Here is a 23102-nt window from a genome sequence, read left to right as displayed (position 1 = left end):
CTCCGCTCTTGTTCAGTTGGAGCCGAACTCCTCAGTCCTCGTCGGTGTCGAAGAGCGTGTCCGCGAACGTCGCGCCCTTCGGTACCTTCAGCCCGATGTGCCGCCAGGCCGCGGGCGTGGCGACGCGACCGCGCGGCGTACGGGCCAGATAGCCCGACCGGACCAGAAAAGGTTCCGCTACTTCCTCCACAGTCTCACGTTCCTCGCCGACCGCAACCGCGAGCGTGGAAAGACCCACCGGCCCGCCGCCGAACCGGCGGCACAACGCGTCCAGAACCGAACGGTCCAGCCGGTCCAGGCCCATCTTGTCCACCTCGTACAGATCCAGGGCCGCCTTGGACAGCACGAGCGTGATGATGCCGTCCGCCCGGACCTCGGCGTAGTCGCGGACCCGGCGCAGCAGCCGGTTCGCGATCCGGGGCGTCCCGCGGGACCGGGACGCGATCTCGGTCGCGCCCTCGGGCGTGATGTCGACCTCCAGCAGCGCGGCCGACCGGTTGACGATCTTCTCCAGCTCGGCCGCCTCGTAGAACTCCAGGTGACCGGTGAACCCGAACCGGTCACGTAGCGGTCCCGGCAGCAGACCGGCCCGGGTGGTCGCGCCGACGAGGGTGAACGGCGGGATCTCGAGCGGGATCGCGGTGGCGCCCGGGCCCTTGCCGACGATCACGTCGACCCGGAAGTCCTCCATCGCCATGTAGAGCAGCTCTTCGGCGGGCCGGGACATCCGGTGGATCTCGTCCAGGAACAGGACTTCGCCCTCGCTCAGCCCGGACAGGATCGCGGCCAGGTCGCCGGCGTGCTGGATCGCCGGACCGCTCGTCACCCGCAGCGGCGCGGACATCTCGCTGGCGATAATCATCGCCAGCGTGGTCTTGCCCAGCCCTGGCGGACCGGACAGCAGCACGTGGTCCGGCGCGCGGTTGCGGCCGCGGGCCGCGTGCAGCACCAGCTCGAGCTGCTCGCTGACCCTCCGTTGCCCGCCGAACTCGGCGAGCGTGCGTGGCCGGAGCGCGGACTCGATCTTGCGCTCCTCGAGATCCACTGCGTCCGCGGAGACCAGCGGCCGGACGTTGTCTTCCATCCTTTAAGCCTTGGAGAGCACGCGCAACGCGGCACGCAGCAGGTCGGGAACGGACGGGTTCGGGTTGTCGGCGGCGAGCGGCGACACGGCGGTGACGGCGTCCTCGGCGTCGCGGGCGGACCAGCCGAGACCGACCAGGCCGGCGTGCACCTGGTCGCGCCACGCCTCCTGCGCCTGCAGCGGCCGACCGGTGACCGTCTTGGACGGCGCGCCGATCTTGTCCTTCAGCTCCAGCACGATCCGCTGGGCGCCTTTCTTGCCGATGCCCGGAACCTTCACCAGGACGGCGAGGTCCTCGGTCGCGACCGCTTGGCGCAGCTGGTCGGGGCTCAGCACCGCGAGCGCGGCCTGGGCGAGCTTCGGCCCGACCCCGGAGGCGGTCTGCAGCAGCTCGAAGGTGGTCTTCGCATCGTCGTCCGCGAACCCGTACAGCGTCAGCGAGTCCTCACGGACCACCATCGACGTGGAGATCCGGGCCTCCTGCCCCGGTCGCAACCCGGCCAGCGTGCCCGGGTCGCAGTACACGAGCAGGCCCACTCCCCCGACCTCGACGACGGCACTGTCCACTCCGACGGCCGCCACCGGGCCCCGTACAAAGGCGATCATCGCCAGCCTCCAAGCCTGCTCACGTCGCGCTCACTGCTTGATCACCGCTTGCCCTGCTGAGCGGCCACCGCGGCCCGCAGCCGCGCCACCTGCAGCCGCGACTGCGCCTGCGCCGCGGCCTCGAGGTTGACCCGGCTCGCGGCCGCCTGCTGCAACTTGCTCGCAACGCCGCCGCGCCACACCTGGCAGATCGCCAGCGCGAGCGCGTCGGCGGCGTCCGCGGGCGTCGGACGCTCGCTGAGCTTGAGGATCCGGGTGACCATCGTGGTCACCTGCTCCTTGTCCGCGCGGCCGGATCCGGTGACCGCGGCCTTCACCTCGCTCGGCGTGTGCAGCGCGACCGGCAGACCGCGGCGCGCCGCGACCACCATCGCGATCCCCGACGCCTGCGCCGTCCCCATCACCGTCCGGACGTTGTGCTGGGCGAACACCCGCTCGACCGCGACCGCGTCCGGCTGGTGCCGGGCGATCCACTCGTCGAGCTCCTCCTCGATCCGCACGAGCCGCTTGGCCACGTCCAGATCGGCCGGCGTCCGGATCACCCCGACGGCGACCAGCGCCGGCGGCTTCCCCGGCGTCCCTTCGACGACGCCGAGGCCGCACCGGGTCAGTCCCGGGTCGACGCCGAGCACCCGCATGGACCACCTCCGAACGTTTGTTCGACAACCCTAGACGGAGGCGACGGGCCTTTGGAAATCGGCGCGCCGAGGCTCAGAAGTCGTCGAGCATGTACGGCGCGGGTCCGCCGAAGGCCGCGTCGAACGCCGCGTCGGCGGGCGCCGCTCCCCCGGCAGCCAGGCCGGCTCCGCGGAGCGTCGCCAGCGGCGTACCGGCGTACAGCGCGGCCAGCCCTCGCGGGCCGAGTCGCAGCGCGTCGCTCGACGGCTCGGCGGCGGTGAGCCGGGCCGATCCGTTGCCGACCGAGAGGTGCCAGTCGCCGGTGTTGGCGGGCAGTTCGGGGTCGTCGATCCGCAGGTCCGCCTCGAGTACGACGCCGTCCGGGAATCCTCGCCCCGCGAGGGCCGCCGGAGCGTCGACCAGCCGCAGCATCCAGCGGTTCTGCCAGGACTTGCCGGTGGCCTCGTGCTCGGCCATCAGATGGATCGCGTCGAAGGGCGGGCAGCACGCCTCCACGGTCTTCGCGATCGACGCACCCGAGCCGACGGTCGCCCAGAGCGCGCGAGCGGTCTCCTCCGATCCGGCGATCAGCTCCTCGACGGCGAGCTCGCGGTCGGACCACTTGTAGACCACGAAGCCGTCCTCGGCGACGTACGCGAAGCTGTTGTCGTCCTCCAGCCAGGACTCGACCTGCGCGCGCGGCCAGACCAGCGGACCGTTCGAACGCCGCGTCTCGTGCACCTTCCCGGCCAGCTCGAGGAACAGGTCGGCGTCGTCGCGACCCGCCTTGCGCACCGCCGTACCGTTGCCGCCCAGGGTCCGCAGATCGGCCGCCTGGAAGGTGTACAGATGCCGGCTGCCCGCGAACTCGTACCCCAGGCGCCGGTACAGCACCGTGGTCGCCGGATACAGCGAGGTCAGCGGATAGCCCTTCTCCGCGCAGCGATCGAGCACGGCGCGCATCAACAGACTGCCGACGCCGCGCCCGCGGTACTCCGGCGCGACGACCACACCGGCCACACCGCCGTTGGCCACCCGCCGCCCGCCCCACCACTGCTCCAGCGGCCAGATCCGCGCCGCCGCGACCAACTCGTCACCGTCGACGACTCCGAGATATCGCCCGTCCGCGATGAACTGCCGCGCCGACTTCTTCCACTCGTCCTTGTCACCGCCCGGCCCGAACGACCGCGTCCGCACCTCGAACACCGAGTCCAGGTACTCCTCGGCAACCTCCACCACCCGCAGCTCAGTCACGGGGCGACCCTACGTCGATTTCTTGTCCGTCACCCAGAGATAAATCGTCCCCTCGACGACCACCGTCCCGTCGTCACGAGTCGCCTTGACCCGCACCGGCACATCCGGCCCCGCGGCCCAGGTCTCCGGATCCGTCTCCGCCGAGCACGTCAGATCCGACGTCGACTTGGCGAGATACGCGACCTCCATCCCCTTCGGCAGCCACCGCTTCCCCGCCGGCACGGTCGCCTCGGCCAACGCCCCCATCGCCGCCTCCAGACCGTTGCACACGGCAATCGCATGCACAGTCCCGATGTGATTCAGCACCGCCCGCCGCTTGGGCAACGTCAACGCCGCATAGTTGGGACTCACCTGCAGGAACCGAGGCCGCACCGACCGAAAGTACGGCGCCTTCCACGCAAACCCCCAAGAAAACACCCGCTCCCCACCAGGCACCCCACGCAACCGCTCCCACAACCCCAACACCTGACTCATGCCCGCATGTTACTCACGAGTCACATCAGGTGTGAAGAGGAGAAGTAGGACCACGGGCCCTGGTCTGGGAGACGCTGGGGTATGAGCAACGGACTTCTGCGGCGCGTGGATGCGGTACAGGTCCCGGTTCCGAGCCTTGACGAGGGGATTCGGTTCTACGTCGACGAGCTCGGGCATCGGGTGATGTGGCGCAACGACGCGGTTGGGCAGGCGGGGCTCGGGTTGCCCGACGGGGACAGTGAGCTGGTGCTGACCGAGCGCCTGTCGTACGAGCCGAACTGGCTGGTCGACGACGTCCGGACCGCGGTCGCCACATTCACGGCAGCTGGCGGTACCGTTTTGAGTCCCCCGGAAGACATCCCGGTCGGCCGTGTCGCCGTCGTACAGGACCCATTCGGCAACGCCTTGGTACTCGTCGACCTCTCGAAGGGCCTCTACACAGCCGACAGCGCTCCGCCATCAGCCTGAGCCGGCCTCGCTCTGTCTGTTGTTTGCGGCTTGGAGTGCCTAGGGTCACCAAAGTGGCCGGCCGGTGCGGGTTGCGGTGGATGGTCCGGATACGGCTGGTACGACCACGATGGCCGGCCCGCAAGCGAGGAGAGCTTGATGGATCAGTCGGGAACTGCGTCGACACCGGTGCTGAACATCGCCTATGAGTTGGCCGGATCGGGTGGCGGGCCTACCGCCGTACTGCTGCATGGCTTCCCCTACGACGTTCGCTGCTACGACGACGTGGTGCCGGTGCTCGTCGAGGCGGGGATGCGGGTTGTGGTGCCGTATCTGCGCGGGTACGGGCCGACCCGGTACCGCAGCGATGACGTCATGCGCTCCGGGCAGCAAGGCGCGCTCGGTCAAGATCTGCTGGATCTTCTCGACGCGCTCGAGATCGAACACGCCGTCGTGGGCGGCTTCGACTGGGGTGGCCGCGCCGCCTGCATCGCCGCCGCCGTCGCGCCCGAGCGGGTCGTCGGCCTGGTGACTGTCGGCGGGTACAACATCCAGGACATTGCCCGATCTGCCGAGCCCGCACCTCCCGAAGCCGAGAGTGCTGCCTGGTACACCCACTACTTCCTCACCGATCGCGGGCGTGCCGGGCTGGAGCGCTACACCGACGAGCTCTGCGGGCTGCTGTGGCGGCAGTGGTCGCCGACCTGGGCGGGCGCAGCCACTGCCTTCGCCGCCAGCTCACCCAGCCTGCACAATCCGGACTTCGTCGCGACCGTCATTCATTCCTATCGGCACCGTCGCGGCATGGCACCCGGTGACCCGCGCTACGACCACCTCGAGGAACTGCTGGCGACCACACCCGAGATCACCGTGCCGGCCGTCGTACTCGACGCCCTCGCCGACGGCCTGGGCCCCGACGACTCGACCTTCGAGGAACCGCTCTTCACCGGCGGCTTCGACCGACGCGAACTCCCCGGCATCGGCCACAATCCTCCCCAGGAAGACCCTGGATCCTTCGCCCGAGCAGTCCTCGACGTCGCGACGACAGCCGACACGTAGAGCCCGGGGTGGGTGGATTTTGACGATTCAATTCGGGATAGACTGCGAGGGACCGGAACTACGCGGCTGGACGGGGGACGATGGCAACGCCCAGCATCAAGGAGGTTGCGCGGCGGGCCGGGGTTTCGGTGGGGACGGTCAGCAACTTCTTGAACCGGCCTGCGATTGTGGCGCCGGCGACGCGGGAGCGGGTGCAGGCGAGTATCGACGCGCTCGGCTTCGTGCGGAACGAGGCGGCGCGCCATCTGCGGGCGGGGAAGAGCCGGACGGTCGGGCTCGTGGTGCTCGACGTGACGAACCCGTTCTTCACCGATCTCGCGGAGGGCGCCGAGGCGCTGGCGTACGAGCACGACACCGTGGTGATGTTGTGCAACAGCAAGACCGACCCGGTGCGCGAAGGTCATCACCTCGACCAGCTCGAGCAGCAACGCGTGATGGGCATCCTGATCACGCCGTTCGACAGTACCGATCCGCGGCTCACCGCGCTGGTCGACCGCGGTACGCCGGTGGTGCTCGTCGACCGTACGGCGGATCGCGGCCTCTGCTCGGTCTCGGTCGACGACCAGCTCGGCGGACGCCTCGCCGGGAACCACCTGATCGAGGCCGGCCATCGCCGGATCGCCTTCATCGGCGGGCCGTTCACGATGCAGCAAGTTGCCGACCGCAAGGACGGCATCACGGCGGTCGTGGCGGAAGCAGGCGACGTCGAGCTGCAGTACCACGAGGTCGACGTGATGGGTGTCGTCGAAGGTCGAGCGATCGGCGAGCAGGTCGCCGCGCTCCCGGCGCGGTCCCGTCCGACCGCGGCGTTTCTCGCCAACGACCTGCTGGCGCTGGGGTTCCTGCAGGGTATGGCGGTGGCCGGTCTGCGGGTCCCGCGCGACATGGCGATCGTCGGGTACGACGACATCGACTTCGCCCGCGCCGCCGCCGTACCGCTGTCGTCGGTGCGGCAGCCGGCCGAGCTGCTCGGGCGGTCCGCGATGGAGTTGCTGCAGGAGGAGGTCGAGTCGGCCGAGCAGCACCGGCATCGTCAAGTCATCTTCCAGCCGGACCTCATCGTGCGTGAGTCCAGCGACTTCAAGCGCCGCCGCTGATGACCGTGCTGTACGAGAATCCGCTCGCCTCGCCGGTCGATCTCGAAGGTTTCCGGCTCGAGGGCGACGGCGCGACGTCGTACCCGCTCGGGCGGCTGCGGCTGGAGAGCGTGCGGCCCGCGGACGACGGCCAGCACGCGAACGTCGTGCTGTGGTGCCCGGAGGAGTTCCCGCCGGACATCACCGTCGAGTGGGACTTCTGGCCGATCCGCGAGCCCGGTCTGTGCATCCTGTTCTTCCACGCGAAGGGTCGCCACGGCGAGGACCTGTTCGAGCTGCGGCCGCGGACCGGGCCGTACGAGCAGTACCACCACGGCGACCTCGACACGTACCACGTCTCGTACTTCCGCCGGCGCTGGCCGGCCGAGCGCGCCTTCCACACCTGCAACCTGCGCAAGAGCTACGGCTTCCATCTCGTCGCGCAGGGCGCCGACCCGATCCCGGACGTCGCCGACGCCGACGGGCCCTATCACCTGCGCCTCACCGTCCAGCGCGGCGAGATCACGTTCGCCGTCAACGACCTGGTCAGCTTCACCTGGTACGACGAGCGCCCGCTGCCCGGCGGCCGGATCGGCTTCCGGCAGATGGCGCCGTTGATCGGCGAATACGCCAACCTCCGCGTCACCACCCCCTGACCCACCTACCCCAACGCCGGTGGTTATCCCCCGGCGTTGGGGGTTCTCCGCTGGCATACGAGCAGAGAACCCCACACACCAGTGGATATCCGCTCTTGTGCAGACCCGTCCGGCGGGCGCGGGTTGTCGGAGCGATGGTGGGGGCGGGTGGACGCGACGCGGTGACCGGTGTCTGACAAACGCTTTCCGAGGTGTTGACATTGAGACGATTCAACCATACGGTCACATCACTTTTCGCCCCGAAACAAGGCAGGAACCGGCATGGACACAGGCTGGGCCGTGAGGCTGTACGGCGCTGCGGACGAGGTCCTTTGGGTGATCAAGCTGAACGCCCTGTGGATCCTTTTCACGCTCGCCGGCGGCATTGCTCTGGGTATCGGACCGGCCACGCTCGCGGCATATTCACTCGCCAGACGCAGGTCATCCGATGAATCGTTTCACGCCTTTCCTGCCTTCCGTACCGCTTTCCGCCGGGAGTTCCGGCGCGGCACGCTCGTGGTACTGCCCCTGATCGCGGTCGCCGTCGTCCTGGTCGGCAACTACCTGTACTTCGCCGCGCTCGGGGCCGCACTCCCCCGCCTGGCCAGCCTCGCGGCACTCGTCGCGCTCGGGCTGATCGCCGCCTACGCGCTCCCGATGGCCGTGCACTACGACCTCGGGATCCGCATGTTGTTGCCCAAGGCATCGCTGGTCGCGCTCGCGCGGCCGGCGTCGTCCCTGGTCCTGCTGTTCGTCGCGGTGTCCGTCGCCTTCGTGTCGGTGAAGTTCCCGGTGTTCGGGTTCGTGCTGGCCGGCGGCGCCTGGATCCAGCTCGACACCTGGCTCTGCCTGCGCTTCTTCGCCGAGAACGACGCGCGCCTGCACCCGAGTGGTAACTGAAAGGGAACCGATGACCATCTTCTCCCGACGGCGGATCGCCGTCGCCGCCGTCACGACGGCACTGCTCGCTGCCTCTGCCTGCTCCGGCGGCGGCGACGACAAGGGCGGCGAGGCCGCCAGTAACGAGCTGACCGTGATGGCGCCGCTGTTCGGCACCGCACCGGATCCGAACGGCGAGCTGCAGCAGGCGGTCGAGAAACTGATCGGCAAGAAGCTCAAGGTCACCTGGGTGCCGAACGCGGAGTACGGCGACAAGTCGAACGTCACGCTCGCGTCGGACAAGATCCCGGACGTGATGGTGGTGAACGAGAAGAGCCCGTCGTTCGTCAAGGCGGCCGAGGCCGGCGCGTTCTGGGACCTGACCGGCAAGCTCGACAAGTACCCGAACCTGAAGCCGTCGAACGAGCAGACCGCGAAGAACTCGCAGACCAACGGCAAGACGTACGGCATCTACCGGGTCCGCCCGCTGCTGCGCTCCGGCATCGTGATCCGCAAGGACTGGCTGGCCAAGCTCGGCCTGAAGGAGCCGCAGACCACGAACGACCTCTACACCATCGCGAAGGCGTTCGCCGAGAAGGACCCGGACGGCAACGGCAAGAAGGACACCTACGGCCTGATCATCCCGAAGTGGCCCGGCAACTACGCGAGCGCCAGCCCGTACGACGTGGTGGAGACCTGGTTCGGCGCACCGAACGGGTGGGGTGAGCGGGACGGCAAGCTGGTCCCGGGCTTCGACACCCCGGAGTTCCTGAAGGCCAACGAGTGGCTGCGCGGCTGGGTGAAGGAAGGCCTGGTGAACCCGGACTTCGCGACGCTCGACAGCGCGAACTGGAACGACCCGTTCGTGCAGGGCAAGGGCGGCATGATCATCGACGTGAACGTGCGGGCGACGCAGTTGCTCGACCTGTTCAAGGAGAAGAATCCGAAGGACTTCGACAAGGTCACCCTGGTCGGCAACCTGAAGGGCCCGGACGGCGAGAAGCACTCGTATCCGTTCACTGGTTACAACATGGTGATGGCGATCTCCAAGCAGCACGTGCGCACGGAGGAGCAGCTCGACCAGGTGCTGCAGACGCTCGACAAGCTGGAGTCGAAGGACGGCTCGATCCTGCTGACCAACGGCATCGAGGGCCGCAACTTCAAGGTCGACGGGCAGTACGCCGTGCCGCTCAACCAGGACGACCCGAAGGTGAAGGCGATCCAGAACGACGTGGACAAGGCCTTCATCCAGCTCGGGACCCGGGCGTCGGTCGGGCTCGGCGCGTACGCGCTGCGGCCGAACGACGAGGCCAGCCGGGCGATGCGGGAGAAGTTCGACGTGCTGATGAACGAGGACCTGAAGACCGCGGTGTTCAACCCGGCGCTCAGCATCATCGCGCCGACCGCGGTGGCGAAGGGCCAGACGCTGGACACGATCATCCCGGACGCGCGGATCAAGTACCTGTCCGGAGCGATCACCGAGGAGCAGCTGAAGGCGCAGATCAAGCGCTGGTACGACAGCGGCGGCACGGACATCGTCAAGGAGGTCAACGACCTGTCCGCCAAGGCCGGCGGCTGACGGATGGCGACCGACCTCGTCCCCGAGGTGGTGCAGCCGGCCGCGGACTCTTCGCGGCCGGCGCCCGCCGCCAAGCGCACCCGCCGTGCCCGGAACCTTCCCCGGGACCTGTTCCGCTACCGCTGGCTTTACCTGTTGCTGCTGCCCGGTCTCGTGTACTTCGTGGTGTTCAAGTACCTGCCGATGTACGGCCTGACGATCGCGTTCAAGGACTACGTACCGTTCCTCGGCTACTCCGGTAGCGAGTGGGTCGGGCTCAAGCACTTCCAGGAGCTGTTCACCGGACCGGACTTCGGCCGGCTGCTGTTCAACACTCTGCTGCTCGCATTGTTGACAATCGTCTTCGTCTTCCCGGCGCCGATCGTGGTCGCCCTGCTGCTGAACGAGCTGCGGGTCAACGTCCTGAAGCGGTCCGTGCAGTCGCTTGTCTACATTCCGCACTTCCTGTCGTGGACAATCGTCGCCTCGCTCACCTACCTGTTGTTCTCGGTGGACTTCGGCGTGATCGCGAACTGGATCCACGGGATCGTCGGCGGGCAGAAGACCGACTACGTCGCGCAGGCGGACTGGTTCCGGCCGCTGATCGTGCTGCAACTGCTGTGGAAGCAGACCGGCTGGGGAACGATCATCTACCTGGCCGCGCTGGCCGGCGTGGACTCGCAGCTGTACGAGGCCGCCCGGGTGGACGGCGCCGGCCGGTGGCGGCAGTTCTGGCACATCACGCTGCCGGCGATCCGGCCGACGATCGTGGTGATGGCGATCCTGACGTCCGGGCACTTGATGGACTCCGGGTTCGAGCAGATCTGGCTGATGACCACGTCGCTGAACCGCGACGTCGCGGACGTGTTCGACACGTTCGTCTACTACATCGGCATCACCCAGGGCTCGTTCAGCTACGCGACGGCTGTCGGCCTGTTCAAGGGCGTGGTCGGCGTCGTGCTGATCTTCGGCTCCAACCTGCTGGCCAAGCGCATGGGCCAGCGCGGTCTGTTCTGAGAGGAGGACCACGATGAAACCCGTCATGAAGCAGCGAGTCCGGTACTACGACTCGGTCGGCAGTCGCGTGTTCGACGTCCTGAACGTCGTGGTGCTGACCGCACTGGCCCTGGTGACGGTGCTGCCGCTGCTCTACGTGCTGGCCGGGTCGTTCGCGACCGAGTCCGAGATCAGCTCGCGGCCGTTCTTCCTGTGGCCGCACAAGTTCGTCACCGACACCTACCACTACATCTTCTCGACCGACACGTTCGTCCGGGCGTTGCTGACCACGGTCGCGGTGACCGCCGTCGGCACGGTGATCCAGCTGCTGCTGACGCTGACCATGGCCTACCCGCTCGCGAAGCGGTTCCTGCCGGGGCGCGCGCTGGTGCTGAACCTGGTGATCTTCACGCTGGTCTTCAGCGGCGGCATGATCCCGACGTACCTCGTGGTGCGGGATCTCGGGCTGCTGGACAGCTACTGGGCGCTGATCCTGCCGCTGGCGATCAACCCGTTCTACCTGATCGTGGTGAAGAGCTTCTTCCAGGAGTTGCCGGAGGCGCTCGAGGAGGCGGCCCGGATCGACGGCTGCAACGAGCTGAACGTGTTCCTGCGGATCGTGCTGCCGTTGTCGAAGCCGATCATCGCGACGTTCTCGCTGTTCTACGCGGTCGGGATCTGGAACGACTACATGTCGCCACTTCTCTACATCGACGACAGCAAGAAGTGGACGCTGCAGATGATCGTCCGCCAGCTGACCGCGGCGAACGCGGACTCCGCGAACGTGTTGCAGCAGCTGGAGACGGTCACGTTCCCGGAGCAGGGCCTGAAGTTCGCCGTGGTCGTGGTCGCGACGCTGCCGATCCTCTTCTTCTACCCGTTCCTGCAGAAGCACTTCGCGAAGGGCGTGCTGATCGGATCGGTGAAGGAATGACGACACTGCACTGGCTCGAAACTCCTTGTAGACAAGGCGTCACGTGGGGCGTCCCGTGGCCGCGCGGAACGGTTGCCGACGGCACCTGGTTCGCGCTCGCCGACGGTACGCCGGTGCAGAGCTGGACGACCGCGACGTGGCCGGACGGCTCGGTCAAATGGTCCGCGCACGCGATCGGGCCGTCCGAGCGCCCGGAGTCCTCGTACGAGCTCGTCGTCGGCGACCCCGCCGTGCCCGCGGCACCCGTGCACGTCGAGCGGCTCGGCGACGAGGTACGGGTGACGACCGGTGCGATCACCTGGACGTTGCGGAAACCCGGCCTGATCGCGTCGATTGTCGACAATGATCGGGAGATCGTCCGCGACGTCCGGCTGGTCAGCCTGCGGCAGGACGCGCCGGACGACGACGCGAGCCGGACCAGGCAGCAGACGACAGCGATTGTCGACAATCTCATTGTCGAGCAGGACGGCCCGGTGCGCGCCGTCGTCCGGCTGGAAGGCAAGCACGGCGACTGGTTGCCGTTCTCGGTCCGCCTGTACTTCTACGCCGGCGCGAGCGACGTACGGGTCGTGCACAGCTTCGTCTGGGACGGCGATCCGGATCGCGACTTCCTGGCCGGCCTGGGACTCAGCGCGGACGTGGTGATGAGCGACGAGCCCCACAACCGCCACATCCGGCTCGCCGGTCCGTCCGGTTTCCTCACCGAGGCGGTGCGCGGCCTGACCGGTCTGCGCCGCGATCCGGGCGAGGAGGTACGCCGTACGCAGGTCGCCGGCCGCGCCGTCGAAGCGATCCCGAACCCGGAGGTGGCCGACCGCCTGCACCTCGTCCCGCAGTGGAACGACTACACACTCGACCAGACCAGCGCGGACGGCTTCACCCTCAGGAAGCGCACCGGCGAAGGACACGCCTGGGTCACCGTCCCGTCCGGCACCAGAGCCCCCGGGTACGGGTACGTCGGTGGCGTCAGCGGCGGGCTGGGCTTCGGACTGCGTGACTTCTGGAAACTGCACCCGACCCGCCTCGACATCCGCAACGCGGCCACGGCGACAGCGACGGCCACCGTGTGGATGTGGTCGCCCAGCGCGCCGGCCATGGACGTGCGCTACTGGCACGACGGCATGGACCAGGACGCGTACCCGGAGCAGCTCGAAGGGCTCGAGATCACCTACGAGGACTACGAGCCAGGCTTCGGCAACGCGCACGGCATCGCTCGCACGCATGAGCTGACCCTGCGCGTCCACAACACCACACCGTCGGCCGAGGAGCTGTCGGAGCACGTAGCGCTGCTCAACTCCCCCGGACTGCTCACCGTCGCCCCGGCGCGTCTGTTGCAGGCAGGTGTGTTCGGCACCTGGAGTCTGCCCACAGCGGACCATCAGGACATCGAGGCCCGCCTGAACTTCCTCTTCCAGTACTACGTCGGTCAGCGCGAGCAGCGCCGCTGGTACGGGTTCTGGGACTACGGCGACGTCATGCACACCTACGACCGAGACCGGCACACGTGGCGGTACGACGTTGGTGGATACGCCTGGGACAACTCCGAGCTCTCACCGGACCTGTGGCTCTGGTACCAGTACCTCCGGACCGGCCGCGCTGACGTGTTCCGCTTCGCCGAGGCGATGACGCGGCACACCGGTGAGGTCGACGTGCATCACCTGGGTCGCTGGAAGGGCCTGGGGTCGCGGCACAACGTGCAGCACTGGGGTTGCAGCTGCAAGCAGGTGCGGATCTCCAGCGCGATCTACCGGCGCTTCTACTACTACCTGACCGCAGACGAGCGGACCGGCGACCTGATGGACGAGCTGGTGTCCATCGAGGATGCGTTCCTGGCTGTCGACCCGCAGCGGAAGGTGCGGCCCGACGTCTACTCCCCGGACCCGCGTGCGCTGTCCATCGAGCTGGGTGTCGACTGGGGTGCGCTGGCCGCCGCATGGCTGACGCGCTGGGAGCGGCACGGGGACGAGCGCGCCCGTGCCCGCCTGGTCGGAACGATGACCGACATCGCCGCACTGCACTTCGGTTTCCTGACCGGCAACGCACGGCTGGACCTCACCACCGGCCGGTTCGACACCAGCCGCCGAGGCATTGCCGTTTCGCACCTGTCCTCGCTCTTCGGGTTGCCGGAGATCTGTTCCGAGCTGATCGACCTGGACCTCGACGTACCCGGGTTCGAGAAGGCATGGCTCGACTACTGCCGGCTGTACCTGCTCTCGCCCGAGGAGCAGGCCGCAGCCGTCGGCCAACCGCTACAAGGCATCTCACTCGTCCAAGCCCACAGCCGGCTCGCCGCGTACGCCGCCGCGCGCACCGGTGACACAGCACTGGCCCAGCTGGCCTGGCGCAGGTTCTTCGTCGACGAAGGCGATCAGCTCAACCGCAACGCCCTGCAACGCGAGGCCGAGTGGCGGACCACTCCGGTCGACGGCGCCCTGATGCCGGTCGACGAGGCCGCGTTCATCAGCACCAACGGCGCGTCGCAGTACGCGCTGGCAGCGATCCAAAACCTTTCCCTGATTTCCGAACACAGACCTGACAGAGGTGGAGCAGCATGGAGGTCTCCCGACGTACGGTCCTAGCGGGTATGGCCGCAGTACCTGCGGTGTCCCTGCTCGACAACATCCAACCGGCCGCGGCTGCCGAAGCCTCTGAGGTCAAACTCAGCTGGCTCGAAGGCAAGCCCACCACAGCGGCTGTCACCACCTGGGGTACGCCGTGGCCGAAGGGCGTCGTACCGGCGAACCAGTCCTTCGCCCTCAAGTCCGCGGACGGCGCCGACGTACCACTGCAGAGCTGGCCGACCGCCTACTGGCCGGACGGCTCGCTCAAGTGGAGCGCACACGCCATCGCGGTGGACGCACCCGCCGAGTCGTACACACTCGGCCCCGGTACGGCGACCGCGCCCGCGCGGCCCGTCACCGTCAAGAACGAGAAGTTGTACGTCGACGTCGACACCGGCGTGATCCGCACCCGCATCCGCAAGAGCGGCTCGGAGGTGGTCAGCCAGATCTGGCGTGGTGACGTGCTGATCGCGCACAAGGGTGTGCTCGTCAACCTGAAGCAGGACAAGATCGCCGAGGACGAGGTCGGCGGCGCCGTCCGGGAGCAGTACGAGAGCGACATCCAGAAGGTCACCGTCGAACAGGCCGGTCCGGTGCGCGCGGTGGTGAAGGTCGAGGGCCGGCACAAGTCGCGCAGAGGCCAGACCTGGTTGCCGTTCTCGGTCCGGCTCTACTTCGTGGCGGGTGCGGAGAACGTGCGGATGGTGCACACGTTCGTCTACGACCGCGACGGGCAGAAGGACTACGTCGCCGGGCTCGGCGTGCGGTTCTCGGTACCGATGCGCGACGCGGCGTACGACCGGCACGTCCGGTTCGTCGGCGAGGGACACGGAGCGGTGTCCGAGGCCGTGAAGGGCATCACCGGGCTACGACGCGACCCGGGCGCCGCCGTCCGCGCCGCGCAGATCGCCGGGACCAAGCTGCCCGATCCGGCCACCTGGGACCAGCGGGTGACGACGCGGCTGCAGTACATCCCCGAGTGGGGCGACTACTCGCTGAGCCAGTTGACCGCCGACGGGTTCACGGTCCGCAAACGCACGAAGAAGGGCTACGGCTGGATCTCCGTCGACCAGGGCAAGCGCGCCTCCGGACTCGGGTACGTCGGTGGGGTCAGCGGCGGATTCGCCTTTGGGCTCAGGGATTTCTGGCAACGGCATCCCACCCAGCTCGACATCCGGAACGCCGCGACCGAGGAAGCCGAGGTGACCGTGTGGCTGTGGTCGCCGGCGGCCGGTGCGATGGACACGCGGTTCTACCACGACGGCATGGGCCAGGACACGTACCCGGAGCAGCTCGAGGGACTCAACATCAGCTACGAGGACTACGAGCCCGCGTTCGGGACGCCGTACGGGATCGCCCGGACGTCGGAGCTGACGTTCTGGGCGCTGGAGGCAACGCCGTCGGCCGCCCGGCTGGGTGACCTGGCCGACCAGGTCCGGACTCCCCCGCAGCTGATCAACCCGGTGGATCAACTGGTGAGCACTCGGGTGTTCGGCGGGCTGTTCACCCCGGTGGACCGGTCCGTGCCCGCCAAGAAGTCGATCGAGGACCACCTGGACTTCCTGTTCGACTACTACCGCGGACAGGTCGAGTCCCGGCACTGGTACGGGTTCTGGGACTACGGCGACATCATGCACACGTTCGACGAGGACCGGCTGGTGTGGCGGTACGACGTGGGCGGGTACGCGTGGGACAACTCGGAGCTGTCACCGGACCTGTGGCTCTGGTACGCGTTCCTGCGCTCCGGGCGCGCCGACATCTTCCGGTTCGCGGAGGCGATGACTCGGCACACTGGTGAGGTCGACGTCTACCACCTGGGTCAGTGGGCCGGTCTGGGCACGCGGCACGGCGTACAGCACTGGGCGGACAGCGCGAAGCAGCAGCGGATCAGCACGGCGGTGTACCGGCGGTTCTATTACTACCTGACGGCTGACGAGCGTACGGGCGACCTGCTGTCGGAGCTGGTCGACTCGGACAAGACGTTCCTGGTGCTGGATCCGCTGCGGAAGATCCGGACCGAGCCGTACACGCCTGACCCGCATGCGTTGTCCATCGGGCTCGGTACGGACTGGAGCGGTCTGGCGGCAGCCTGGCTGACCGAGTGGGAACGTCAAGGCCCGAAGGCGGCCGTGGCCAAGGCCAAGCTGCTCGGGACGATGGAGACGATCGGTGCGATGCCCAACGGCTTCGTCACCGGTAGCGGGCTATACGACCTGGACACGGGCCGGTTCGCGTCGGTGACCGAGAAGATCGTCAGCGTGTCGCATCTGAGCGCGATGTTCGGCCAGGTGGAGATCTGCGCCGAGCTGATCGACCTGGTCGACATGCCTGCGTTCGAGGCGGCATGGCTGCAGTACTGCCGGCTGTTCAACGCGACTCGCGCCGAGCAGACGGCGGAATGCGGTGCGTACTTCGGCAACCTGATCTTGCGGCAGGGCCATGCCCGCTTGACGGCGTACGCCGCTGTGCGGCTGGACCGGGACGACTTGGCAGCACGGGCGTGGAAGGACTTCTACACCGGCGACGGCTACGCACCGAACCTGCCGTGGAGCGCGGAAGACGTGTCCACCACCCTCAACCCGACCAAGGCCGCGAAGTGGGTCTCGACCAACACCACAGCCCTCTACGGCCTCGCCGCCATCCAGACGCTCGCACTTGTCGGCGACCAGATCGTGAACCCGTGAGGTGGGCGCCATGGTGCGTTTGCTCGCGGCAGGCGTCGTACTGGCGCTCGGTGCACAACCGATGACGGCCGCGGCAGCGGTCCCGCCGGAGTGCACCGACTCAGCTCCGGTGGTCTGTACGTACGACGTACCGCCCGGCGACTACGACGTAAAGGTGGTGTTCGGTCGCGAGCACGAACCGGTCGACGTAGTCGCCGAGGCCCGGCGCCTGGTGGTGTCGGCGAGCTCGGAGCCGGTGCTGCGGTTCACGGTCAACGTGCGGGATCCGGAGGGGCAGCAGAACGGTTTCGGCGGGCCGGGCACGCCTGGCCTCACCCTGCGGGTCTCCGGGGCAGCTCCGGTGAATGTGGTCGTGACCCGGGCGCCGGTCAGCACCCGGCGGGTGTTCCTGGCCGGCGACTCCACGGTCACCGACCAGGAGACAGCGCCGTACACGGGCTGGGGTCAACGGCTGCCCAGCCGCTTCGGGCAGGGCCTGTCGGTGGTGAACCACTCGGGATCAGGTGAGAGCACGGTGTCGTTCCTCGCCGAGCCGGCGATGTGGGCGGCATTGCGACCGCAGCTCCGCCCGCGGGACGTCGTACTCGTGCAGTTCGGCCACAACGACAAGCAGACGACCGCCGAGCAGTACCGGGCCAACCTGACCGAGCTCGTCGCCGGCATCCGCTCGGCCGGCGCGACACCGGTGCTGGTGACGCCGATCGTGCGCCGGTGGTTCACCGGGACGAAGCTCAACTCGACCGGCCTGATCGTCAACGGCCTGGGCGTCGACCTGCCGGCCGAGATGCGCTCGATCGCGGCGGCCGAGCAGGTCGGCCTCATCGACCTCACCGCCCGGACCCAGGCCGTCGTCGAGGCGCTCGGCCCTGAGGACGCCAAGGCGCTGTACCTGACCCGGGAGAAGCGCGACGACACCCACACGTCGGAGTACGGCGCCACTGTCTACGCCGGCCTGGTCGCGGCCGAGCTAGCCAGGCTGGGGCTGGTCGGGGACCGCTACTGGAACTGATCGCAACTTTTCGCGCGCCGGCCGCATCTCCCTGATAGCTGCACTGGGCAGTGTTGGAGGGGGAGCAAGATGCTGACACGTCGTACGGCGGCCGGCGCGATGGTGGGCGTGCTGGTCATACTTCTCGCTGGTTGCAAGGGATCCGACCCGGCAACCAGCGACGCAGTGGGAGCCACGCCGACGCCCACATCGACAGCGACGTCGGCCGCGCCGTCCTCGACGGCGCCGCCGGCGACACCGGCCGGTACGCCGACGAGCGACATCGCCGGACTGTCCGCGAGCAAGATCCTGGACAAGACGCAGGCCGCCGCGAAGGCCGCGACCAGCGTGCGGATGAAGGGTGCGCTGTCCGACGGCGGTGACCGGATCGTGCTGGACATCCGGCTCGCGAAGACCGGCGGTCAGGGCACCATGAGCATCAACGGGGCTTCGTTCTCGCTGATCGTGCTCGGCAAGACCGCCTACCTGAAGATCAGCGACAAGTTCTGGCGCGCGCAGACCGAGTCGAAGGCCGACGCGGACGCCGTGATCGCTCTGGTCGGCGGACGCTGGATCAAGACGTCACTCACCGACAAGGACCTCGGCGAACTCGCCGCGTTCGCGAGCAAGCCGAAGTTCTTCGACACGCTGTTCGAGCCGACCGGCACGCTCCGCAAGACCGCACCCCGGACGATCGGCAGTGTCACCGCGATCGGACTGCGCGACACCGACGGCACCCTCTGGGTCGACACCGCCACCGGACGCCCGGTCCGGCTGGAGTCGTCGAGCAAGGACGCGCTGACGTTCAGCGAGTACGACCAGGTCGCCGCGCCGAAGGCCCCGCCGGCCGCTCAGGTGATCGACGGCAAGGCCCTCGGGATGTGACGGTCAGGCGTTGGCGGCTTCCATGATCTCGTCGGACACGTCGAAGTTGGCGTAGACGTTCTGGACGTCGTCGCTGTCCTCGAGGGCGTCGATCAGGCGGAAGATCTTGCCGGCGCCGTCGGCGTCCAGCTCGACCGTCATCGACGGGACGAACTGGACGTCGGCGGAGTCGTAGTCGATACCCGCCTCCTGCAGCGCCGTCCGGGCCGCGACCATGTCGGTGGCCTCGGTGACGACCTCCCAGGACTCGCCCAGGTCGTTGACCTCGTCGGCGCCGGCCTCGAGCACGGCCTCCATCACGTCGTCCTCGGACAGCGACTTGCCGTCCTGGTCCTTGGCGACGACGATCACGCCCTTGCGGTTGAACAGGTACGCGACCGAGTTCGGGTCGGCGAGTGAGCCGCCGTTGCGCGACATCGCCGTCCGGACGTCCGCGGCGGCCCGGTTCCGGTTGTCGGTCAGGCACTCGACCAGCATCGCCACGCCGTTCGGGCCGTAGCCCTCGTACATGATCGTCTGGTACTCCGCGCCGCCCGCCTCGGCACCGGAGCCGCGCTTGACCGCGCGGTCGATGTTGTCGTTCGGGACCGAGGACTTCTTCGCCTTCTGGATGGCGTCGTACAGGGTCGGGTTCCCGCCAGGGTCGCCACCGCCCATCCGGGCGGCCACCTCGATGTTCTTGATCAGCTTCGCGAAGAGCTTGCCGCGCTTCGCGTCGATGACGGCCTTCTTGTGCTTCGTGGTGGCCCACTTGGAGTGGCCTGACATGGCAAACCCAACCCTTCTACCGCTGCTACCGACTGCAGATGACTCAGAGGCCGCGGACCAACTCGGCGAAGTAGCCGTGCAGCCTGGCGTCCCCGGTCATCTCCGGATGGAACGACGTGGCCAGCAGCCGGTCGTGGCGAACCGCGACGATCCTACCCGCGGCGGGGCCCGTCCTCACTGTCGAGAGTACCTCCACGTCCCGGCCGACGCGCTCCACCCACGGTGCCCGGATGAATACCGCGTGGTACGGCGTGTCGAGCGCGGCGAACTCCAGGTCGGCCTCGAACGAGTCCACCTGCCGCCCGAAGGCGTTCCGCCGGACCGTGACGTCGAGCCCGCCGAGCGTCTCCTGGCCCTCGATCCCGCCGGTGATCTCGCTCGCGAGCATGATCATCCCGGCGCAGGTGCCGAACACCGGCATCCCGTCCGCGATACGCTTCTGCAGCGGCTCGAACAGCTCGAACGCCCGGGCCAGCTTGTCCATCGTGGTCGACTCGCCGCCCGGCAGCACCATCGCGTCGACAGCGGCGAGCTCCGCGGGTCGCCGGACCGGAACCGCCTCGACGCCGACCGCACGCAGCATCGCAACGTGCTCCCGCACATTCCCCTGCAGGGCGAACACACCGATCACGGTCATAGGTTCACTCTCCGTTGCCAGTTCAGGGTGACCTCGATGCGGCCTTCGTCGAACGTCGCCGGTAGGTCGTTGTGCCGGAGCAGTGCGAGCACGTCCTCGAGCAGCGGCTCGCCGGGCGCGACGTTGGCGGTGTCCGGGTGCCAGAGCTTCAGCTCCAGCATCCCGAAGTCGACCGCGTGCCAGACGTCGGTGTCGGTGAAGAACACCAGCCCCTGCGGTTGCTCGGCGGACTCCAGCGCCTGCCGGGCCGCGTGGTGGTCCGACGTGTACCGGACCACGACCAGGCCGAGCGACTCCAGCTCGGCCAGCACGGCGTCCAGGCGGTCCGTGTCCGTCGTCGCCGGCCAGGCGGAGGCGTCCTCGTTGAGGTCCATCACCGCCTCACCGATCAGCAGCGGCACCAGCGCGGCCGCGTCCATCGACGGCGCGTCCTCCGACACCGCCTCGGTCAGCGCAGCCGTGATCGCGGCGTGGTCCGCGTACCCGGACCGCACCAGGACGCGGGCCAGGCCGCGCAGCTCCCGGGCGGTCCGCTCGTCCACCGACGGCAGGCCGCCCGGGCTCTTGGCCGACGTCACCAGCCGCGCTCGGCGAGACGGTGCGGCTGCGGGATCTCGTCGACGTTGATGCCGACCATCGCCTCGCCCAGCCCGCGCGAGACCTTGGCGATCACGTCGGGGTCGTCGTAGAAGGTGGTGGCCTTGACGATCGCCTCGGCACGCTGCGCCGGGTTGCCGGACTTGAAGATGCCGGAGCCGACGAACACGCCCTCGGCGCCGAGCTGCATCATCATCGCGGCGTCGGCCGGGGTGGCGATCCCGCCGGCGGTGAACAGCACGACCGGCAGCTTGCCCAGCGCGGCGACCTCCTTGACCAACTCGTACGGCGCCTGCAGCTCCTTCGCCGCGACGTACAGCTCGTCCTCGGGGAGGCTCTGCAGCTTGCGGATCTCCTGGCGGATCTGGCGCATGTGGGTGGTCGCGTTGGACACGTCGCCGGTGCCGGCCTCGCCCTTGGAGCGGATCATCGCCGCGCCCTCGGTGATCCGGCGCAGCGCCTCGCCCAGGTTGGTCGCGCCGCAGACGAACGGCACCGTGAACTGCCACTTGTCGATGTGGTTGGCGTAGTCGGCCGGGGTGAGCACCTCGGACTCGTCGATGTAGTCGACACCGAGGCTCTGCAGCACCTGCGCCTCGACGAAGTGGCCGATCCGGGCCTTGGCCATCACCGGGATCGAGACGGCGTTGATGATGCCGTCGATCATGTCCGGGTCGCTCATCCGGGAGACGCCGCCCTGGGCGCGGATGTCGGCCGGGACCCGCTCCAGCGCCATCACCGCGACCGCACCGGCGTCCTCGGCGATCTTGGCCTGCTCGGCGGTCACGACGTCCATGATCACGCCGCCCTTGAGCATCTCGGCCATGCCGCGCTTCACCTTGGCGGTACCGGTCTGGTTCTCGGTCACTTCTTCCTCCTGATCGTGGGGCTCGCTGTCCAGGTTAGGAGGTATCGGGCACCGAACTTCAGTCCACCGTGGATCAAGTGGACTGAAGCGCCTCTCCCAGCCGGGCCACCACGAGCCGGAGCGTGGCCGGCGGGGCGGTGAACGGGATCCGGATGTGCCGCCGGTCGGTGGCGTCCGGCGTGAACAGGTCGCCCGCGCCGAGCAGCAGCCCCTGCTCCCGGGCCGCCTCCAGGACGCGGCGCGCCCGCGTCTCGGTCAGCTCCAGCCACAGCGTCATACCGCCCGTCGGGGTGGGCCAGGCCACACCGTCGAGTGTCCGGAGTCCGGTCTCCAGCGCGTTCAGGTTGGCCCGCAGCCTGGTCCGCCGCCGGCCGATCACCTTGTCGAGCTTCGGCACGATGGCCCTGGCCAGCAGATCGTCCAGCGCGCTGGGTGAAGCCACGCTGAGCTGAGCCGCTGTGTTGATCCGCCGGCGCAGCTGCTTGCCCGTCCGCACCCACCCGACCCGCAGCCCACCCCAGACCGTCTTGGACAGCGACCCCACACTCACGGTCCTGGGGTATCGGCTCAGAGGCTCGGCCTGGTCCCCGGCCGCCAGCCACAACGGGCGCATGGTCTCGTCACTGATCAGCGCCGCGCCGTACCGGCGTGCGATCTCCACAACCGCCTGCCGCCGGTCCGCAGGCAAGCTGAGACCTGTGGGGTTGTGGTTGTCGGCCTGTAGATAGATGACCTTCGGCCGATGCCGTCGACACAGGTGCGCGAGCTGATCGGTGTCCCAGACCCCAGCAGGCCAGCCGGCCACGTCCAGGCGGTGTTTTCGCAGCAGGTCAAAGGCAGCCGGGTACGTCGGGGTCTCCGTGATCGCTACACCCGGTCCGAGGTCCAGTCCGGCCAGGGCGGCGTTCAAACCGGCTGCTGCGCCGACTGTGAGCGTCAACTGCTCCGGCTCGGTCGGGACACCCTCTGCAGTCAGGCGCTCGGCCAATGCGGTGCGGAGCTCCTGTGAGCCACCCGGCGGTGGACCGTCGCCTCCCATGGCCTGCGGCAGTCCGTCCTGCACGATCTGCGCCGCCGCCTCGGCCACGTCATGCGGCGCGGCCGTGGTGGCGAACCGCAGGTCCAGCACCGGCCTGTCCCCCGCTGTCACCGTCGACGCCGGCGCGACCGGGTCCAGCAGGCGGTCCAGCGGCCGAACCACTGTCCCGGAGCCGCGCTTGGTCTCCAGTACGCCGTCGCGGCGCAGGTTCTCCAGCGCGCGGACGACGGTCACCCGACTCACCTCGAGCCGCTCCGCGAGGACCCGCTCCGACGGCAGCCGCGACCCGATCGACAGGTCGCCGCGCTCGATCCGCCGCAGCACCAGTCCCTCGACCTGCTCGGTCTTGGTCCCGTCCGCCGCGTCCAGATCCCCCGCCCGCCACATAAGTCCAGTCTCCCACAACTGGCCTCATGGTCCGACTTTGAGCACCCGCCAACCAATCTCGCACGCCC

Annotated in this window: 22 protein-coding genes; 12 read left to right on the top strand and 10 right to left on the bottom strand. The window is 68.5% G+C overall.

Translation table 11 applies throughout. From position 1 onward, the window contains the following. Positions 1-31: 31 nt before the first annotated feature. The 5 genes from ruvB to AB0I12_RS02415 all read right to left on the bottom strand — a co-directional run bounded on the left by ruvB (position 32) and on the right by AB0I12_RS02415 (position 4036). Positions 32-1084, bottom strand: coding sequence for a Holliday junction branch migration DNA helicase RuvB (ruvB, locus tag AB0I12_RS02435; protein ID WP_359923426.1), 1053 nt, complete (start codon positions 1082-1084; stop codon positions 32-34). A gap of 3 nt (positions 1085-1087) precedes the next feature. Beyond that, positions 1088-1690, bottom strand: a complete 603-nt coding sequence (gene ruvA, locus AB0I12_RS02430; protein ID WP_359923423.1) for a Holliday junction branch migration protein RuvA — start codon at positions 1688-1690, stop codon at positions 1088-1090. A 41-nt stretch (positions 1691-1731) separates the two neighbouring features. Then, positions 1732-2328, bottom strand: coding sequence for a crossover junction endodeoxyribonuclease RuvC (gene ruvC, locus AB0I12_RS02425; protein WP_355478490.1), 597 nt, complete (start codon positions 2326-2328; stop codon positions 1732-1734). Between the two features lie 73 nt (positions 2329-2401). Continuing rightward, on the bottom strand, positions 2402-3562 hold the full coding sequence (locus AB0I12_RS02420; RefSeq protein WP_359923420.1) for a GNAT family N-acetyltransferase: 1161 nt from the start codon (positions 3560-3562) through the stop codon (positions 2402-2404). A 9-nt stretch (positions 3563-3571) separates the two neighbouring features. After that, complete coding sequence (locus tag AB0I12_RS02415) at positions 3572-4036, bottom strand: hotdog fold domain-containing protein (RefSeq protein ID WP_359923418.1); 465 nt, start codon at positions 4034-4036, stop codon at positions 3572-3574. Positions 4037-4117: 81 nt separating this feature from the next. Here AB0I12_RS02415 and AB0I12_RS02410 point away from each other — a divergent pair, with 81 nt between their 5' ends. The 12 genes from AB0I12_RS02410 (at position 4118) to AB0I12_RS02355 (ending at position 18738) form a co-directional block, all read left to right on the top strand. Beyond that, positions 4118-4504 (top strand): VOC family protein, encoded by a 387-nt coding sequence (locus tag AB0I12_RS02410; protein ID WP_359923416.1) that lies wholly within the window; start codon positions 4118-4120, stop codon positions 4502-4504. 138 nt (positions 4505-4642) lie between these two features. Then, entirely contained in the window at positions 4643-5542 is a 900-nt protein-coding gene (locus AB0I12_RS02405; RefSeq protein WP_359923413.1) for an alpha/beta hydrolase, read from the top strand. Between the two features lie 80 nt (positions 5543-5622). Next, complete coding sequence (locus AB0I12_RS02400) at positions 5623-6639, top strand: LacI family DNA-binding transcriptional regulator (protein ID WP_359923410.1); 1017 nt, start codon at positions 5623-5625, stop codon at positions 6637-6639. Further along, complete coding sequence (locus AB0I12_RS02395) at positions 6639-7274, top strand: DUF1961 family protein (RefSeq protein WP_359923408.1); 636 nt, start codon at positions 6639-6641, stop codon at positions 7272-7274. Before AB0I12_RS02400 ends, AB0I12_RS02395 begins: the two co-directional genes overlap by 1 nt. Positions 7275-7535: 261 nt before the next feature. Beyond that, on the top strand, positions 7536-8153 hold the full coding sequence (locus tag AB0I12_RS02390) for a DUF624 domain-containing protein (RefSeq protein WP_359923406.1): 618 nt from the start codon (positions 7536-7538) through the stop codon (positions 8151-8153). A 10-nt stretch (positions 8154-8163) separates the two neighbouring features. Continuing rightward, entirely contained in the window at positions 8164-9711 is a 1548-nt protein-coding gene (locus AB0I12_RS02385) for an extracellular solute-binding protein (protein WP_359923403.1), read from the top strand. A gap of 3 nt (positions 9712-9714) precedes the next feature. Further along, entirely contained in the window at positions 9715-10707 is a 993-nt protein-coding gene (locus AB0I12_RS02380) for an ABC transporter permease subunit (protein ID WP_359923400.1), read from the top strand. 13 nt (positions 10708-10720) lie between these two features. Beyond that, positions 10721-11620 (top strand): carbohydrate ABC transporter permease, encoded by a 900-nt coding sequence (locus AB0I12_RS02375; RefSeq protein WP_355691531.1) that lies wholly within the window; start codon positions 10721-10723, stop codon positions 11618-11620. Next, entirely contained in the window at positions 11617-14199 is a 2583-nt protein-coding gene (locus AB0I12_RS02370; protein ID WP_359923397.1) for a Tat pathway signal sequence domain protein, read from the top strand. Before AB0I12_RS02375 ends, AB0I12_RS02370 begins: the two co-directional genes overlap by 4 nt. A 5-nt stretch (positions 14200-14204) precedes the next feature. Further along, positions 14205-16865 (top strand): Tat pathway signal sequence domain protein, encoded by a 2661-nt coding sequence (locus AB0I12_RS02365; protein WP_359923394.1) that lies wholly within the window; start codon positions 14205-14207, stop codon positions 16863-16865. A gap of 10 nt (positions 16866-16875) precedes the next feature. After that, positions 16876-17874 (top strand): rhamnogalacturonan acetylesterase, encoded by a 999-nt coding sequence (locus AB0I12_RS02360; RefSeq protein WP_359923391.1) that lies wholly within the window; start codon positions 16876-16878, stop codon positions 17872-17874. A gap of 69 nt (positions 17875-17943) precedes the next feature. After that, entirely contained in the window at positions 17944-18738 is a 795-nt protein-coding gene (locus tag AB0I12_RS02355) for a hypothetical protein (protein WP_359923389.1), read from the top strand. 3 nt (positions 18739-18741) lie between these two features. On the opposite strand, the gene AB0I12_RS02350 is transcribed toward AB0I12_RS02355, so the two are convergent. The 5 genes from AB0I12_RS02350 to AB0I12_RS02330 form a co-directional block, all read right to left on the bottom strand. Further along, on the bottom strand, positions 18742-19506 hold the full coding sequence (locus AB0I12_RS02350; protein WP_359923388.1) for a YebC/PmpR family DNA-binding transcriptional regulator: 765 nt from the start codon (positions 19504-19506) through the stop codon (positions 18742-18744). A 43-nt stretch (positions 19507-19549) separates the two neighbouring features. Continuing rightward, positions 19550-20143 carry a pyridoxal 5'-phosphate synthase glutaminase subunit PdxT gene (pdxT, locus tag AB0I12_RS02345; RefSeq protein WP_359923386.1) on the bottom strand — a complete coding sequence of 198 codons (594 nt, stop codon included), beginning with the start codon at positions 20141-20143 and terminating at the stop codon, positions 19550-19552. Next, a complete protein-coding gene (locus AB0I12_RS02340; protein WP_359923383.1) occupies positions 20140-20721 on the bottom strand; it encodes a hypothetical protein in 582 nt (193 codons plus the stop codon). Before AB0I12_RS02340 ends, pdxT begins: the two co-directional genes overlap by 4 nt. Continuing rightward, positions 20718-21608: a pyridoxal 5'-phosphate synthase lyase subunit PdxS gene (gene pdxS, locus AB0I12_RS02335; protein ID WP_359923380.1), complete on the bottom strand. Its 891-nt coding sequence runs from the start codon at positions 21606-21608 to the stop codon at positions 20718-20720. Before pdxS ends, AB0I12_RS02340 begins: the two co-directional genes overlap by 4 nt. 73 nt (positions 21609-21681) lie before the next feature. Continuing rightward, entirely contained in the window at positions 21682-23034 is a 1353-nt protein-coding gene (locus AB0I12_RS02330) for a PLP-dependent aminotransferase family protein (RefSeq protein ID WP_359923378.1), read from the bottom strand. Between the last annotated feature and the right edge of the window lie 68 nt (positions 23035-23102).

It is taken from the genome of Kribbella sp. NPDC050459 (assembly GCF_040655315.1).
Lineage (GTDB): Bacteria > Actinomycetota > Actinomycetes > Propionibacteriales > Kribbellaceae > Kribbella.
Note: the sequence above shows the minus strand (reverse complement) of the source record. Positions and strands in the feature narration are given on the sequence as shown.